The sequence below is a fragment of the Synechococcus sp. Tobar12-5m-g genome (assembly GCF_024345415.1).
Lineage (GTDB): Bacteria > Cyanobacteriota > Cyanobacteriia > PCC-6307 > Cyanobiaceae > Regnicoccus.
In genome coordinates this window covers 40,311-55,124 of record NZ_JAGQBB010000020.1, presented here as the reverse complement: position 1 = coordinate 55,124, position 14,814 = coordinate 40,311, and the positions used below count along the sequence as shown (strand labels likewise).

Sequence of the window (14,814 nt, the reverse complement as noted above, 5' to 3'; positions counted from 1 at the left end):
GCCAATCCATCGCCACCCGCAGGGGTGGCTTTTTTGTTGGCCACCGCTGCAGGTCGTGGCCAGCTCCGACTCTCGTGGCCAACTCTCATCCTCGTGGCCAGGTTTTGCGCTCCTGGCCTGGTGGGCTGATTCCAGCCTGATCTGCGCTAAAAGGCAGCTCGGAACAATCAAAAAAATCTGCAAAATCCAGCAAGACCCGCAAGTCGACATGTTGCAGCCAAATGTGTCCTATCTGGGTCCCAGGTGAGACTAGTTGATGGTTGGCTATTTTCGAGATGCCCTAAAATGGTCCAAACCGAACAATTGGCTGACCGCGACTGGCTATGCGGGCTTGTTGTCAAGAGCTTCCCTGATCCTCCTGCGGCTGAGTTGGCGTTCACGGCCAATCACCCTTGGAAGCCTTACAGCCGCAATGTTTCCGCTCCCGCGATCAGCCGCTCCGCGGTTGCGTCGTACATGCGGGCGGCTTCTTCGGCGCTGCGGCCGATGCAGGTCATGCCGAGTTTGCCGAACTGCGAGAGGCAGCCCAGCAGGTGGAACACGCTGCCGCGCAGCTCGGCAGGATCAAAATGGAGGCCGGCGGCGGCCACGATGTCGATCAGGTCCACCGGCAGCAGCCCCTGCAGCCGGGGGTCACAGAGGTTGTCGGTGGCGGCGTAGTAGAGGGGCTGGCCGGTTGGGGATCGGAACAGGCCGCTCACCGGATCAATCCGGCCGTTGGTGGCGTAGCGCAGGGCCATGTAGGGGTGGGTGGTGCCCCCCTTGCGCAGGTTCACCTCGATCGCCTGCAAATCCCAGCGCGCGCCGAAGCGCCGTGCCACGAAGTCCACCGCGTAGCGCTCCAGCGCTCCCTTCGCCGCCAGCCTCTCCCCCACCGCCTGGCCATGGCGCATCAGCTCGGCGCGGTAGGCCCCATCGGCGGGGAAGCGGCAGCCCAGGTAGGTCTGGCCGCTGGGTCCGCCGAGGATCTGCTCGTGGGTGGAGAGCACCTCCACCCTTCCGCCGGGATGGATCGTGCCCTGCACGCTCGGGGATCGCAGCTCCTCGCCGCCGAGCAGCCAGGCTTCCACCAGGGCCCCCTGGCTTTGCAGCAACTGGCGCCATTGCGGCGGGGGCATCGCCAGCCTGTCGAGGGCTGCGCGCAAGCGCATGCGACGTTCCTTCCCATGGGTGGCGGCCAGCTCCAGGGGGAGAAGCTCCAATGGTGCGTTGCCCTCGCCACTGAAGCCCTCGTTGAGCTTGACCACCACCCTCTCCAACTCGGGGTGGTCTTCCCAGAGCTGGGCCGTGGCCTCGGCGAGGGCCTCGAGGTCATGAACCAGGCCGCTGCCGGGGGGGTGGGGCACCCCGCAGCGGTGGAACAGCTCCCGGCTGCCCGCCTTGCTGCCCCAGTAGCCCAGGGCCGGATCGGTGCCGAGCAGGGGCACCTGCAGCCGCTCCGACAGCTGCTTCTCCAGGGCGGTCACGTTGAAGCAGGTCATCAGGCTGCGACCCGGCCGCAGGAGTTCCCGGATCCTTGCCAACAGGGCTGGCCGCTCCAGCAGCTTCTCGGTGAGCGGCCGGGGCGAGGCGTCGTCGGCATCGAACAGGTGCAGGCGGCGGCGGGCATGGGAGGCCGGCACCCCAGGCAGCAGCTCCAGCACAGCATCCACCACCAGCTCCGGCAGCAACTTGCTGGTGACGTACACCGCCCGCACCCCCGGGTGGCGCAGCCGGATCAGCGAAAACAGCTGGCGCTCCTCGTAGTGATGGGAGCCGGTGACCAGGTCCATCTGGCTGCGGTCCATGCTCAGCGACGGCACCACCAGCAGATCGCAGCCCTCGGCCCCGGAGCCGTTCGGGGCGATGGCGCTGCGGTCGTCATCGAAGTCACACCAGTGGGGCTGGAGTTGGCTCTGGAGCTCCTGAAACGAGAGGGGCATGGCTCAGGTCTCGTCCAGCAGAGGATTCTGGAGGGGCATCCTGGCCTGGTGGGCCTCCACCACCCTGCCGATCTGGAGCAGGAGGCGCTGCTGCAGATCCCAGGCGGTGGGGAGATCACCGCTGCTGGAGAAGCAGAGCAACCGAAGATCCAGGCCCGCCGCCCCGTAGCCCACGAAGTGAACCCCCCGGGGCTTCCCCTGATCGATGCCGGCATCGGCCGCCAGCGTCGCTTCCAGGCTGGCGATGATCGGCTCGACCCTTTCCCGGTCGTCGTGGCGAAGGCTGAATTCAATCCACAGCCGGCGGCTGTCGATCCGGCCGCTGTTGATCACCGGTTTCACCGTGAAGATGCCGTTCGGAACGAAGATGGGTTGCCGCTCCGGGTCCCGCAGGCGGGTGTAGAACCAGCCGATCTGCTCCACGGTGCCAGAAAGGTTCTCCTCGGGGATGCGGATCAGATCGCCCACCACGAACGGGCGGTTGACATACAGGCTGATGCCGCTGAGCGCGTTTTCCACGATCGTCTTGGCGCCGAAGCCCAGGGCGGCGGCCCCGAATCCTCCGGTGGTGGCCAGCACCGCCAGCGGCGCCCCGAGCAACCGCAGGATCAGCAGGGCCAGCAGGGCGAACACCGCCGTGGCGAGCAGCTTGTCGGCGACATCGAAGAGGAACAGCCGATCCCTGACCGGCAAGGTGGGAAAGAGCTGCTCGGAATAGCGCTCCGCCTTGCCCAGCAGCTCGGCCTTGCAGCGCAGCAGCGTCCAGATCACACCGAGGCTGATCACCCCATCGCGCAGGTTTGACCCGCCGATCGGCAGCGAAAACGGCAGGGGGCCGGGCCGGGCGGCCAGCCACCAGCTGAGGCTGGCCACCACCACCGTGGCGCAGAGGCTCAAGCGGCAGCGCTGCAGCAAGGCCCTGCCCACCGACCCTGCCGCCAACCGCCTGCCCAGGAACTCGAGCGCAATCCAGAGGCCGGCCGCGACCAGGGCGCCCAGCAGCGGAAACTCCAGCGAGAACGGCACCCCGCTCACCACGGCAACCCGCTGTCCAGTTCCCAGAGCAGATCACGGCCCAGCCAGCGGCAGGGGCGCCCCTGCCAGGGGGTGGCCGCCTCGACCCGCTCCAGGCCCAGGTCCGCCAGGGGGGTGCGGGCCGCCTCACCCCCCAGCAGGACCGGGGCGACCACGGCGGCGAGCTGCTGCACACAACCCTGGCGCAGCGCCGCCGCCGCCAGGGCGGGACCGCACTCCCAAAGCACCCGGTTGCAGCCCCGCTGCGCCAGGGCCCTGAGCAGTGCATCCGGTTCGCAAGCTGCCAGTTCCAGCCGCTCCACGCCCACCTGATCGAAGGCCTGGCGGCTCTCGGGGCCGGCGTCGGGTCCATGGACCACCAGGGTGGGGGCCACCGCCTGGTCCCAGAGCTGGGCGCGACTGGGCAGATCCAGCCGGCGGCTCAGCACCACCCGCAGCGGCTCCGGTGAACGCCTGCCGCGGCTGGTGAGCAGGGGATCGTCGGCCCGAACGGTGCCACCGCCCACGATCACCGCATCGCAGCGGGACCGCAGCCCGTGCACCCACTGCCGGGCCTCAGGGCAGCTGATCCACTGGCTGTCTCCGTTGGGCAGGGCCGTGCGGCCATCGAGGCTCATCGCCCATTTGAGGATGGCCAGGGGCCGGCCGGTTTGCACCCGGTGGCAGAAGGCGGCATTCAGGCGGCGGGCCTCCGGCTCCCGCACCCCTTCGATCACCTCGATCCCCGCCTGCTTCAGCCGGGCGATGCCTCCGCCGGCCACGCGGGGATCGGGATCGCGCATGGCCACTACCACCCGGGCGACCCCCGCGCCGATCACCGCCTCGCTGCAGGGCGGGGTGCGGCCCTGGTGGCAGCAGGGTTCAAGCGTGACGATTAGGGTGGCGCCGGAGGCTCGCCCGCCCGCCTGGGCCAGGGCCCCCACCTCGGCGTGGGCCTCGCCGGCGCGGGCGTGGTAGCCCTCCCCCACCAGCGTGCCATCGGCTGCCAGTACCACCGAGCCCACCAGGGGGTTGGGGCTGGTGCGGCCGTCGCCGAGAGCCGCCAGTTGCAGGGCGCGGGCCATCCAGGACTTCCAGGCGCTCAGCTTCGGCCGGCGGTGCGGCTCAACCGTACTGGCCAACAACGGCGACCAGCAAAAAGCCGTGGCCAGGAGGCCACGGCTTGGGGTGTGTGTGGAGAGATCCCGGCGCGACCGCCGAGGCAGGGGCTCAGAACTTGAAGGTGGTCTTCACCAGGGCTCCGAAGTTGTTCAACCCCACGCCAGGGCCGCCTTCGACCTGCTGCCTCTTGCCAAGGGGGTTGGCGATGTAGAAGACCGCGGGGGTGACGCTGATGTTGTCGGTGACCTGGAACTTGTACCAGAGCTCCGAGATGAAGTTCTGGTCTCGCGGCGTGTCGCCGAACGTGTTTTTGACGCCGTTGTTGCCACCGAAGCTGGTGATGAAGGGGGCCTGGCCCACGGCCACGCCGAGTTCGTTGCCCTTGATGAAGGCATCCTTCCAGTTGAGGCAGGTGAACCACGACTGGCTGATCAGACCGTTGGCGTTGATGCTACCTACGCCTGGGCTACTAAAGTCGTTGGAGTTGTAGCTGTTGATGCCCCAGCCGGCGCTGATCGAGGGGATCCAGCCGCTGGTGGAGGGCTGCCAGTAGCCATTAATGGAGTAGGCGTTGGTCGTGAGGGAGGTGCCAACACCACCTAAGAAACCGTAGCGATTGATGGCGAAAAATGACCCCATGTTGGGGCCAAGATTCTGGCTGTAGGTGTAGGCGCCCGAGATCGCCCAGCGGGAGCCGGTATAGGCGAGCTGCACGGTGCCGGTGGAGGCGCTGCAGTTGTGTTGCCGATACCCCCACAGGTGCCACCGGTCAGGAGGGCATCCTGGTTCGGGCTGCCGACGTTGCCGTTGGCGCTGATGTATTGGCCGGCGATCGAGAAGCCGTTCTTTCTCCACTAGATGCCGGCGCCTGAGCCTAGGTTGACGCTGTAGGTGCCGTTGGTACCGTTGTGAACGAAGAAGGCCAGGACGGGGTCTGACGAGTAGGCCGTCGGCCACAAGGGCAGCATGTTATCTTGGCGGAACCGCCCCCCTACCGTGGCCACGAAATCGGAGCCGATCGGGAACTGATAGAAGAGGCGGTTGATGCCCACCGTGTCAGCGGTGGCGGGCTCCTGGAAGGCGTCGTAGATGAGGTTGAGGAGGGTGTTCCCGCACCGAAACCGGATTGCTGGAAGTTGCCGGTCCGCAGTTCCGTGCGCAGCAGGTCCTTGCCGGTGAAGCTGGTGTCGAAGGCAAGGCGCACGTCCTAGTTGAAGGTGACGGCGCCTTGAGCGGTCTGGTTTGATTTGACCAGGTCGGTGTTCGAGCCTCCGAAGGCATTGCCTCCCACCACGAAGACGGCCTGACCCCTGAGCTTGGTGGTAGTGGAGAACTGATTCGCCTCCAGTTCAACCACCTTGGCTTCGAGGCCATCCACCCGGCCCTTGAGCACGGCGAGTTCCTTCTCGAACTCCTTCATCAGGCGGCGCAGCTCATCGGTCACCTCGGTGATCCGATCGAGGCAGGCATTGAGCAGGGCGGCGGCTTCCCAGCGGCTCAACGGCTTCTTGCCGCGGAAGGTGCCATCGGGATAGCCGGCCACGCAGCCGTAGCGCTCCACCAGATTGGAGAGGGCCTGGTAGGCCCGGCCCACTCGGTGGGCTGAACATCAGAGAACTGGCTGATGCTGGTGAGCTGCTGCTCAGAGCCGGCGTACTTGTTGACGCCGTCGAGGTTGAGTTCAGCGGCCGTGGCAGCCACCGGAGCGAGAAGGCCCAGGGCTGCAGGAGCCAGCAGAACGTGCTGGAAAAGGTTCATTGAGGTCCTCACACACGACAGAGGCTTTTTGCCACTGTCGTGAAACGAAAACCGAGCTGGAAAGGTGATCGATGCCGCCTATGGCTATGAGTTGGGCCCTGTGTTGTTCAAGCCCACCTTGACGGTGGTTCCCCAGACCTTTCGCACCAGCCGCCAGGAGGCCTTGCCTACTTCATTGGCGGGGACGCTGATTATCCTGGTGACAAGGGATTTGTCCTCAAGGGATGGCGTCAATGCGACATCAAAAATGCTGCCATCTTCATCATCGACAACATCGCCACCACGATGGGGAACGTCATGATCACCGACAAGAATGGCAAGATGGTGACGGTGGACAGGACTTGGGAGTTCTACAAGGGCAGCGATGGCAAGTTGCGGATCATCCTGCATCACTCCTCCCTGCCTTATAATCCGGCCCCCTGACCCAGGCGGAGGCCGCCCTTCGGCAGCTGCCGCCATTCCTGCACCACGTAGGGCGGCACCACCAGCTCGCTGAACACGCCGGGCAGGCGCAGGCGCAACGGCCGGTCCTCGTCAAGGTCGGCCAGCAGGGGGGCCAGATCGAACTCGGCGGCGGCGGAGCGGCCGTCGCCGGCCAGGGCGTCGTTGGCCAGGGTGATGTCCTCCAGCTCCCAGCGGTAGCGCCCGGAGCGAACCTGCAGGGGGGTGGGGTGATCGAGTCGCACCTTGCCCGGATAGCCCACGATCCGCAGCCGCAGCGGACCCCCCGGCCCTCCTTCGCGGTAGCCCACCAGCTGCCAGCTCTGGTCGTCGAGGTCGCGGAGGCTTTCGAGGCTGCGCAGCAGCGGTGTGCCGTTGGCGTCGGGGTGGCCGTGCAGCTGGGCGAGTGGGCCGACTGCCAGGGCAGCGCCGGGTGCGATCAGCAGGCTGAGCCCACTCAGTAGCAGGGCCACCAGCAGGGTCGGCAACGAGCCCAGCCCCATGGGAGCGCTCACGCTTCCAGGGCGGCGCCGGGGATCGGCTGCCAGCCGGTGTGGGTGGCCCAGAGGGCCCAGATCGCCATCGCCCGCAGGTAATGGCAGGCCCGGAAGGTGCCCGCGGCGGTGATCGCCTCGGGGGTGCGGAACTGCAGCCCGCCGCTGTACACCTGCTCCACCACAGCGCCGGTGATTGCCAGGGCCGTGGCTGTCTCGCCCATCAGCCGGTAGTAGGCCGCCAGGCCGAAGTTGATCCCCGTCCACACCTCCAGGGGGTGGGTGCCCTTGGGATCGAGGGGGGTGCCGTCGCGGCGCAGACCGTTGGCCACCCCCAGCCGGCCGCCCTCGAAGGCCTCGAAACAGGACTCCTTGATTGCTTTCAGCGAAGAGCGGGCCCGTTCGTCGGCCACCACAGGCGGCAGCCCCAGCAGGCGGGCATAGAAATCACCGCAGAGTTGGTCGGCCATCACCACCGGCGTGCCGCTGTCGGCATCGATGCGGTAATACTCGCCATTCCAGAGCAGGTCGTCGAAGTTGGCCCGCGATTGCTCCAACCAGCCCCCGAACTCCCGCTGCTCCGCGGAGGTGTCGAGCCCCAGCTCCAGCTGCAGCCGCTGGCCCATGGCCAGGGCCGCCTCCAGGGCGGCGATCCAGAGGGCACCGCAGTAGGCGCTTACCCCTTGCAGCGGCCAGTCGTCGAAGGTTTGGTCCGGGGCGCCGCCGTTGTCGGGCAGGCCGTCGTCGTTGGCATCAAAGGTCTTGAGATACCGCAGGGCCTCCACCGCCGCCGGCCAGCAGTCGGCGAGAAAGCGCAGGTCTTCGCCGCTGGGGGCCAACTTGAAGGTGCGCCACACCTGCAGCACGAAATCGGAGGCCAGGTCTTTCCAGAGGTTGCAGTCCTGGTAGGCGGTGTAGTTGGTCGCGTCGAACGGCCGCTCGTTCGGGGCTCCCAGATCGTGGGGGGTGGCGCCGGCCAGCTTGCGGGCCGCCTCCACGCGCCCCTTGCCCTGGGTGAAGTACCAGCCGATCGGCCGCGGCGTGGCATCGCTGGCGGGAATCGCCCGGGCGAAGCTGCGCAGCACCGCCTTGTCGAGCTCGGGCCAGAGCTGCAGCAGGGCGAAGGAGCCGTAGAGCCGCACGTCGAGGCTCTCGTACCAGGCGTAGTCGAGGCACTCCAGCACCCCGAAGCGGCCCACGGGATCGGTGGGGCTGGCGGCGGTCCAGAGGCTGCCGCCACTCGCCAGGTCGTAGAGCTCGTTGATGAGCGCCATGCGCAGGGGCTCGGGCAGGTCGCTGCGCTCCAGCACCGGCTGCTGCCAAGCCTCGATCTGCGTGCGCCAATCGCGCCAGTCCCTCAGCGCCTCGGCGGCGATAGCGGCGGCGTTGGCCCCGCAAGGGCCAAAGAAGTCGGTGTAGCGCCGCAGGGCCCGGGTGCCGCTGGCGAAGGCGGTCACCGGCAGGTCCCAGCTGATCACCACCGGCAGCTCGATGACGGCCCCGGGGTCCAGGCGGAAGCGCAGGGCGATCGCAGCGCTGGCCTGCTCGCTGCCGGTGCTGCGGCGGTCGTTGTTGCTGTCGGGGATCGAGCCGTCTGTGGCGAACGGGGTCCAGATTTCGGCGCCGCTGCCCGTGGGATCCCAGCGGCTGCAGCGCAGCACCTCGACGCCTTCGAGATCGTCAGGCACCACCAGGCACCACTGACCTTCCCCTTCCGCCAGGGGCTCGCTGCGGCGCCCCTCCAGCAGCACCCCCTTCAAGCCGGGGGCGTCGAGGCAGCGGTTGCGCTGGCCCTCCCCCCGGCCGATCGCCGGCACGTAGTTGTGCTCCGGGCTGCCGTCGTCGCGGAACGTCACGGCGGCGCTGGGGTCGGTGTTGGTGAACCAGCCCACCGTGTTGCGCCAGCTCAGCAGCAGCGAGAGATCCAGGGGCGTTTTGGTGGGATTGGCCAGCCGCCAGCGGAACACCGCCACCGGATAGCTGCTGCGCCTGTAATCACCGGGGAGGATCGGGCTGAAGGCCTCGCAGCTCACCTCCGCCTGGAACACCTTGCTGTGCTCAAACCAGCTGAGCGGGTAGCGGGCGGCGTAGGTGCCGGTGGACTGCTCGGCGGTGCTGGCCGGGTACCAGCTCCAGCTGTTCAGGGGTTCACCGGCATCGGGGCGGGAGGCGTCAAGCGTTGGCTTTACCGCCAAGGCGTGTGCGCGGCTGCTCTCCCCATCACGCTCGAACAGGGCAAACTGGCAGTCGGGCAGGGTGCCGAACCAGTGCTCGCCCCCGTCGAGGTGCCAGAGGTTGAAGCTGCCGTCCGGGGCGCGGCCGATGCAACCGGCGCCGAAGCCCCCCAGCGGCATGCCGTGATTGGGGCCGTCATCGAGGTTGCTGGCGTAGCGCACCGTGTAGGGCTGGGTCCAGCCCAGGCCGAACGGGCGGTGCCAGCTGGCCTCCGGGGCCTGCCAGGGGTGATCGTGGCCACGGCCCCGCCATAAATTGGAGAGGGTGGAGAGACCGAAGCGCGCCATCGAGCCTGAGAAGGTGCGGCCAGCTTGTCAGAGCCGTTCAGAACAGGCCCCCCCGGCCCTGGCGGCGAGCCTGTTCATTGGTGGCGGCCCACTTCCTGATCGATCAAGGCATCGAGGGTGACCGCCGAGCGCACCAGTGCTTGATAGCGCTGTACCACCCGGCGGTTGCGCTCCAACCACAGGGCCGGATCGCCGTCCACCCCACCCACCCCGTCGCCGGCGAGCAGTTCGAGCTCCCCCTGGCGGGCCAGCAGGCCGAGCACCAGGTCATGGAGTCGCCGGCGGCGGTCGGCGGACGGGGTGGGATCGGCCATCGGGGGCACAGCGGAGCGAGCATCATGGCCAGGCTGGTGAGCCGCCCTGGCGCAGGAGACCCATGATCGGCGCGCCAAACCCCTGCCCCGACTCGCTCCAGCCCCAGGACGGCCCAGCGGGATGGCGGCTCGATGTGATCGGCACCGATGCCGGTGGCCTCGAGTCCCTGGCGCCGCTGGCCCTTGCCCTGGTTCGCCAGGCGCGGCTGGTGGCGGCCCCTTCCCGGCTGCTGCCTGGGTTGGAGACCTGGTTGACCGCAGGGCTGCTACAGCAGCCGCAGCAACCCGGGTCACCGCCCATCCAGCTGCGCAGCAGTGACCGGCCTGACGCGCTGATCCTGGCATTGCGGGCCTCGCGGGCGGTGGGCCTGCCGGCGGTGCTGCTGGCCAGCGGCGATCCCCTCTGGTTCGGCATCGGGCGGCTGCTGCTGCAGCATTTCCGCCCCGATCAGCTGCGCTTTCACCCGGCCCCGAGCTCCCTGCAGCTGGCCTTCGCGCGCCTTGGCCGCCCCTGGCAGGACGCCGCCTGGGTGAGCCTGCATGGCCGCGACCCCGAACCGCTGGCGGCGGCGCTGCAGAAACGACCCGCAGCCCTGGCGGTGCTCACAGACCCCGGCCGCGGCGGCGCCGAGGAGGTGGGGAGGATCCTGCGTGCCTCCGGCCTGGAGCACGCCTATGCCTTTTGGCTGTGCGAGCGGCTGGGCCATCCGGCCGAACGGGTGCAGCGCCTCGCTCCTGACTTCGCCCTGCCTGCCGATCTGGATCCACTCCATCTGGTGGTGCTGCTCGCCGAGCCGGCGGCGGCCCCCGATTCGGCCAGCTTGCCCCTGTTCGGCCTCGAGGATGGTCTGTTCCTGCAGCACGTCGATCGCCCCGGCCTGATGACCAAGCGGGAGGTGCGGATCCAGCTGCTGGCCGATCTGGAGCTTCCCCCCACCGGTGCGCTCTGGGACCTGGGGGCCGGGGTGGGCTCGATTGGTCTCGAAGCGCTGCGCCTGCGGCCTGGCCTCGGCCTCTGGGCCGTGGAGCGCCGCGGCGGCTCGGCCGCCCTGATCGCCGCCAATGCCGAGCGGCTGGGGGTGAGTCCGGCGGCGGTGCTGGAGGGGGAAGCGCTGGATCTGATCGCAACCAGGCCAGCCGGCCAGAACTCCCCCTTGCCCGACCCCGACCGGGTGCTGCTCGGCGGCGGAGGGCGCGAGCGGGCGGCGGTGCTCCAGGCTGTGATCGAGCGGCTGCGGCCCGGGGGTGTGGTGGTGATTCCCCTGGCCACCGTGGAAGCCCTGGCGGAGTTGCGCCCCCTGCTGGAGGGTGCCGGGCTCGCTGTTCATGTGAGCCAGCATCAGGCCTGGCGCGGCGCAGCCCTGGCCGATGGCACCCGCCTGGCGCCGCTCAACCCGGTGCTCGTGCTGAAGGGGCGGCGTCCAGGTCCGGTGTTGTCGTGATGATTGGGTGCCGGGCCAACTGGAGGGGCTTTCTCCGGCCTTCTCTCCAGGTGCTGGCCTGCGGGCCATCTCCCGAATCAGCGTTACAACGGGGCAGCTCCAGAGGCGAAAGCATGGCGTCACCCAGGCTTCAGTGGCGGAGGCTTGCAACCTCCTGGATCGCCGCGCCCCTGCTCACCTTTGCGCTCCTGCCCGGTGCTGTGGCTCGGGCCCAGCCCATCGAGGATCCACCTCCGCCCAGGCCAACGAACACACCGGCGGAAATCGAGGTGGCCGCCCTTGGCAGCGCCGAGGGGGTGGGCCTGGCTGCCCTTGCCGGCCTGCCCGCACCCGGCCAGCCCCTCCGCCTCACCTACCCCCTGGATCAGCCAGCCACAGAGATCGATCCCTACGGCTGGCGCTTCTCCACGGCAAGGCAGGCCTGGCGCATGCACACCGGCGTGGATCTGATCGTGGCGGAGGGAACGGCGGTGCGCGCCGTCCTGCCGGGAAGGGTGCGGCTGGTGGAGGTGATCAGCGGCTACGGGCTCACCGTGGTGATCGAGCACGGCAGGGGCTGGCAGAGCCTCTACGCCCACCTGCTCGATGCCTCCGTGCGCCCCGGGGAGGCGGTCGTCGCCGGCCAGTCGCTGGGCCGGGTGGGCCAGAGCGGTCGGGCCACAACGCCCCATCTTCACGTCGAGCTGCGGCGCCTGCGCGAGGGCCGGCTGGTGGCGCTGGACCCAGGCCCCCTCTTGCAGGCGCCATTGGGAACCATGACGAAGCCGTTGCTCAGCTCGGAGCCTTCGCCTTGAATGGGGCGCCTGATCTCAACCGTTCATGACTGTCGGAGACATCTTCCGGATCATCCTCGCCTTCATCCTTCCCCCCTTCGCTGTGGCCACCCAGGTGGGGTTCAGCGGGGCCTTCTGGTTGAATCTGCTGTTCTGGCTGCTGAGCTTCGGAGCCCTTGGCCTGCCTTTCATGGCGGTGATGTGGCCTGTGGCGGTGATCCACGCGATCTACATCATCGTGACAAGAAAGTGAACCTCTAAGGCAATCAATGAGGTCGCACTTGATGGGCCGATCACGACGCTTTTCATGGGCGATACTGGATTCGAACCAGTGACCCCTTCCGTGTGAAGGAAGTGCGCTACCGCTGTGCTAATCGCCCGCACCCCTGGATCTTAAAACACCGCCCGCAGCCTTCTCAGGCCGGTGCGGGCCGGAACAGGTGATCGTGGCTGGCCGAATAGAGCCTGGAGCGGAACCCTGCGGGCTTCTCCAGGGCCGGGCTCACCACGTAAAGGGTGGTGCGGATCAACTGGCGCTCCAGGCTGGTGGCGGCCATCTCCCGCAAGGGCACCACCGTCAGCCACTGGTCCGGCCAGCTCACCCGGTAGCCGATCGCCACGGGGGTGTCGCCGGGATAGTGCTCCAGCAGGATCTCCTGCACTTCCTCCACATGCCGGGCGCTCAGGTAGAGGCAGAGGGAGGCCCGCAGGGCGGCGAGCCGCTGCAGGGATTCCCGCTCCGGCACCCCGGTGCGGCCGGAGGCCCGACTGAGCACGATCGTCTGCACCACTCCGGGGATGGTGAGTTCGGCGTTCAGGGCCGCGGCGGTGGCCTGGTAGGCACTGAGGCCCGGCACCACCTCCACGGCCAGTCCGGCCTCGTTGAGGCGGCAGATCTGCTCGGCCAAGGCCCCGTAGAGGCAGGGGTCGCCGTCATGGAGCCTCACCACCTTGAGCCCGGCCCGGGCCCGATCGATCAGCTGCTCCATCACCTGCTCCAGGGTGAAGCTGCTGGTGCGGATCCGCTCGCAGCCCGCCGGCGCCAGGGCAGCGATCTGGGGGGACACCAGGGAGTCGGTCCAGACGAGCACCTCGGCGGCTTCGATCGCCGCGGCCGCCCGCAGGGTGAGGAGATCGGGAGCACCTGGCCCGGCCCCCACGATCAGCACGGGCCGGCTCAAGAGCCGCTCCCCTGGGGGGTGGGCTGGCCCGGATCGGGCAGGGCCCGGTGGCGTCCGTACAGCCACCAGAGGCCGAAACCGCCGATCGCGATCAGCAGCAGACTCATTAACTGGGCCATCCGCAGGCCTCCATCACAGAAGGGCGGCACGGAAAAAAGGCAGAGCGGATCGGTGCGCAGCCCCTCGATCCAGAAGCGTCCCGCGCTGTAGGCGACCAGGTACACGCAACTCAAGGCCCCGTTCGGCAGGGACAGGCGGCCCCGCTCGCCCAGCCGGAACAGCACCAGCAACAGGGCCAGCACGCCGAGATTCCAGATGGATTCGTAGAGGAAGGTGGGGTGGAAGTAGGGCTCGTCGATGAAGGGGGCTGGCCGATTCAGCGGGGGAATCGAGAGCTTCCAGGGGAGATCGGTGGGGACACCAAAAGCTTCGGAATTGAAGAAGTTGCCCCAGCGCCCGATCGCCTGGCCCAGGGCCACCGACGGAACGAGCACATCGAGCAGGTTCCAGAAGGCGAGCCGGCGCCAGCGGCAGTAACCGATCACGGCCAGGGTTCCTCCGATCAGGGCGCCGTGGATGGCAATGCCGCCCTGCCAGATCGCCAGGGCGCTCAGCCAGTTGAGCTGGTATTGACGCCACTCCAGAAGCACGTAATACAGGCGGGCTCCCACCACGGCGGCCAGCACCAGGATGGGCAACAGGTCGGCGATCTGGGCAGGATCGATGCCGCGGCGACGACCCAACCGGGTGGCCAGGATCAGGCCCACCAGCACGGCCAAAGCGATCAGCAGCCCGTACCACCTAAGGGAAACAGGCCCCAGCTGGAACAGGAGGGGCCCCGGGGAGCTGAAGCTTGCCAGCGCGGGTGCGGGGGGGATCAAATCCCTTCGGCGGCCTGTACCTTCTCCACCTGCTTCTTTTTCAGAACCAGGAGGATCTGGGCGAGGACCACGGCGGCGAAGAAGGCAAGCAGCCCGTAAATCCGCACCGGATTCTGCAACACGATTTCGGCATCCAGCTGGCCGAAGCCCCCCACGTTCGGATCATCGGAAATCGGAGCACCTGCCTCAACGGGATCTCCCACCGCCACCACCAAGGCAGGACCGGCCGGAACGGTGTCGGTGATGCTGGTGCCATCTGCCGTGCTGATCTCCACCACCGATGCGCCATTCTCGCCCGCGTTGATGGCGCTCACCGTGCCGGTTGCGGAGGCGTTGTAGACGGTGTTGTTGCTCTTCTCACCGGTGGGGTACACCTGGCCGCGGCCCCGGTTGCCACCCACGTGAATGGAATACTTGCCGAAATGCACGGCGCTGTCGGCGTTTGGATCCGGAGAGAGGATCGGGAAGACGATCTCCTGGTGCTGATCACCGGGCAGGGGCCCCACCAGAAGGATGTTCGGGTTGTCGTCGCTGTACTGGGTGTAATACACGCCGGCCGTTTCTGCCTTGAGCTCCTCGCTCAGGCGCTCCGGTGGGGCCAGCTTGAAGCCATCGGGCAGCATCACCACCGCGCCCACGTTGAGGCCGGAGCGGCTGCCGTCGGCCGCCACCTGCTGCACGGCGGTGTCATAGGGAATCTTGACCACCGCCTTGAACACGGTGTCAGGCATCACGGCCTGGGGGACCTCCACCTGGGAGAGCTTCTTGGCCAGGTGGCAGTTGGCACAGACGAGCTTGCCCGTTGCCTCCCTGGGGTTGTCGTAGTTCTGCTGCGCCCAGAAGGGATAGGCCCAGCTGGCCTGGGGAGCCGCCAGCAGCACGCTGAAGAGCAGGAGTGTGGACGCCAGCAGGGAAGGCAGCAGGGGGGAGGAGGGGCGGCGCATGGGTTG

General features: G+C 68.1%; 14 protein-coding genes, 1 tRNA gene and 1 pseudogene. 4 read left to right on the top strand and 12 right to left on the bottom strand.

Going from position 1 to position 14,814, the window contains the following annotated elements; translation table 11 throughout:
- The coding region (locus tag KBY66_RS12310) for a hypothetical protein (protein ID WP_255089853.1) at window positions 1–247 on the top strand (247 nt) is incomplete at its 5' end.
- A 154-nt stretch (window positions 248–401) separates the two neighbouring features.
- Here KBY66_RS12310 and KBY66_RS12305 read toward each other — a convergent pair.
- The 8 genes and pseudogenes from KBY66_RS12305 to KBY66_RS12270 all read right to left on the bottom strand — a co-directional run bounded on the left by KBY66_RS12305 (window position 402) and on the right by KBY66_RS12270 (window position 9,587).
- Window positions 402–1,922 (bottom strand): peptide ligase PGM1-related protein, encoded by a 1,521-nt coding sequence (locus KBY66_RS12305; protein ID WP_255089852.1) that lies wholly within the window; start codon window positions 1,920–1,922, stop codon window positions 402–404.
- A gap of 3 nt (window positions 1,923–1,925) precedes the next feature.
- Window positions 1,926–2,948, bottom strand: a complete 1,023-nt coding sequence (locus KBY66_RS12300; protein ID WP_255089851.1) for a mechanosensitive ion channel family protein — start codon at window positions 2,946–2,948, stop codon at window positions 1,926–1,928.
- A 5-nt stretch (window positions 2,949–2,953) separates the two neighbouring features.
- On the bottom strand, window positions 2,954–4,021 hold the full coding sequence (ribD, locus tag KBY66_RS12295) for a bifunctional diaminohydroxyphosphoribosylaminopyrimidine deaminase/5-amino-6-(5-phosphoribosylamino)uracil reductase RibD (protein WP_255089850.1): 1,068 nt from the start codon (window positions 4,019–4,021) through the stop codon (window positions 2,954–2,956).
- A gap of 145 nt (window positions 4,022–4,166) precedes the next feature.
- Window positions 4,167–5,816: pseudogene (locus KBY66_RS15905) on the bottom strand (iron uptake porin).
- A gap of 84 nt (window positions 5,817–5,900) precedes the next feature.
- Window positions 5,901–6,206, bottom strand: coding sequence for a hypothetical protein (locus KBY66_RS12285; protein ID WP_255089849.1), 306 nt, complete (start codon window positions 6,204–6,206; stop codon window positions 5,901–5,903).
- Between the two features lie 14 nt (window positions 6,207–6,220).
- Window positions 6,221–6,760 (bottom strand): DUF3122 domain-containing protein, encoded by a 540-nt coding sequence (locus KBY66_RS12280; RefSeq protein ID WP_255089862.1) that lies wholly within the window; start codon window positions 6,758–6,760, stop codon window positions 6,221–6,223.
- A gap of 8 nt (window positions 6,761–6,768) precedes the next feature.
- Window positions 6,769–9,273 (bottom strand): GH116 family glycosyl hydrolase, encoded by a 2,505-nt coding sequence (locus tag KBY66_RS12275; RefSeq protein ID WP_255089848.1) that lies wholly within the window; start codon window positions 9,271–9,273, stop codon window positions 6,769–6,771.
- 74 nt (window positions 9,274–9,347) lie between these two features.
- Window positions 9,348–9,587 (bottom strand): hypothetical protein, encoded by a 240-nt coding sequence (locus tag KBY66_RS12270; protein WP_255089847.1) that lies wholly within the window; start codon window positions 9,585–9,587, stop codon window positions 9,348–9,350.
- 62 nt (window positions 9,588–9,649) lie between these two features.
- Between KBY66_RS12270 and cbiE the strand changes: the two genes are divergently transcribed.
- From cbiE to KBY66_RS12255, 3 genes are all read left to right on the top strand, one after another.
- Entirely contained in the window at window positions 9,650–11,029 is a 1,380-nt protein-coding gene (cbiE, locus tag KBY66_RS12265) for a precorrin-6y C5,15-methyltransferase (decarboxylating) subunit CbiE (RefSeq protein ID WP_255089846.1), read from the top strand.
- 113 nt (window positions 11,030–11,142) lie between these two features.
- On the top strand, window positions 11,143–11,823 hold the full coding sequence (locus KBY66_RS12260) for a M23 family metallopeptidase (RefSeq protein WP_255089844.1): 681 nt from the start codon (window positions 11,143–11,145) through the stop codon (window positions 11,821–11,823).
- Between the two features lie 25 nt (window positions 11,824–11,848).
- Entirely contained in the window at window positions 11,849–12,055 is a 207-nt protein-coding gene (locus tag KBY66_RS12255) for a YqaE/Pmp3 family membrane protein (RefSeq protein ID WP_255089843.1), read from the top strand.
- 55 nt (window positions 12,056–12,110) lie between these two features.
- On the opposite strand, the gene KBY66_RS12250 is transcribed toward KBY66_RS12255, so the two are convergent.
- From KBY66_RS12250 to petA, 4 genes are all read right to left on the bottom strand, one after another.
- Window positions 12,111–12,182, bottom strand: a tRNA-Val gene (locus KBY66_RS12250).
- A gap of 36 nt (window positions 12,183–12,218) precedes the next feature.
- Window positions 12,219–12,983 carry a precorrin-4 C(11)-methyltransferase gene (cobM, locus tag KBY66_RS12245; protein ID WP_255089842.1) on the bottom strand — a complete coding sequence of 255 codons (765 nt, stop codon included), beginning with the start codon at window positions 12,981–12,983 and terminating at the stop codon, window positions 12,219–12,221.
- Window positions 12,980–13,861, bottom strand: coding sequence for a prolipoprotein diacylglyceryl transferase (lgt, locus tag KBY66_RS12240; RefSeq protein WP_255089861.1), 882 nt, complete (start codon window positions 13,859–13,861; stop codon window positions 12,980–12,982). The genes cobM and lgt overlap by 4 nt, the downstream gene beginning before the upstream one ends.
- Window positions 13,861–14,808: a cytochrome f gene (gene petA / locus KBY66_RS12235; protein ID WP_255089841.1), complete on the bottom strand. Its 948-nt coding sequence runs from the start codon at window positions 14,806–14,808 to the stop codon at window positions 13,861–13,863. Before petA ends, lgt begins: the two co-directional genes overlap by 1 nt.
- Window positions 14,809–14,814: the final 6 nt, after the last annotated feature.

Coding starts and splice junctions, on each gene's coding strand:
- KBY66_RS12270 (WP_255089847.1), bottom strand. CDS start 9,587: ATGGCCGATCCCACCCCGTCCGCCGACCGCCGCCGGCGACTCCATGAC.
- KBY66_RS12280 (WP_255089862.1), bottom strand. CDS start 6,760: ATGGGGCTGGGCTCGTTGCCGACCCTGCTGGTGGCCCTGCTACTGAGT.
- cbiE (WP_255089846.1), top strand. CDS start 9,650: ATGATCGGCGCGCCAAACCCCTGCCCCGACTCGCTCCAGCCCCAGGAC.
- KBY66_RS12305 (WP_255089852.1), bottom strand. CDS start 1,922: ATGCCCCTCTCGTTTCAGGAGCTCCAGAGCCAACTCCAGCCCCACTGG.
- KBY66_RS12255 (WP_255089843.1), top strand. CDS start 11,849: ATGACTGTCGGAGACATCTTCCGGATCATCCTCGCCTTCATCCTTCCC.
- KBY66_RS12275 (WP_255089848.1), bottom strand. CDS start 9,273: ATGGCGCGCTTCGGTCTCTCCACCCTCTCCAATTTATGGCGGGGCCGT.
- petA (WP_255089841.1), bottom strand. CDS start 14,808: ATGCGCCGCCCCTCCTCCCCCCTGCTGCCTTCCCTGCTGGCGTCCACA.
- KBY66_RS12285 (WP_255089849.1), bottom strand. CDS start 6,206: ATGCAGGATGATCCGCAACTTGCCATCGCTGCCCTTGTAGAACTCCCA.
- KBY66_RS12260 (WP_255089844.1), top strand. CDS start 11,143: ATGGCGTCACCCAGGCTTCAGTGGCGGAGGCTTGCAACCTCCTGGATC.
- ribD (WP_255089850.1), bottom strand. CDS start 4,021: ATGGCCCGCGCCCTGCAACTGGCGGCTCTCGGCGACGGCCGCACCAGC.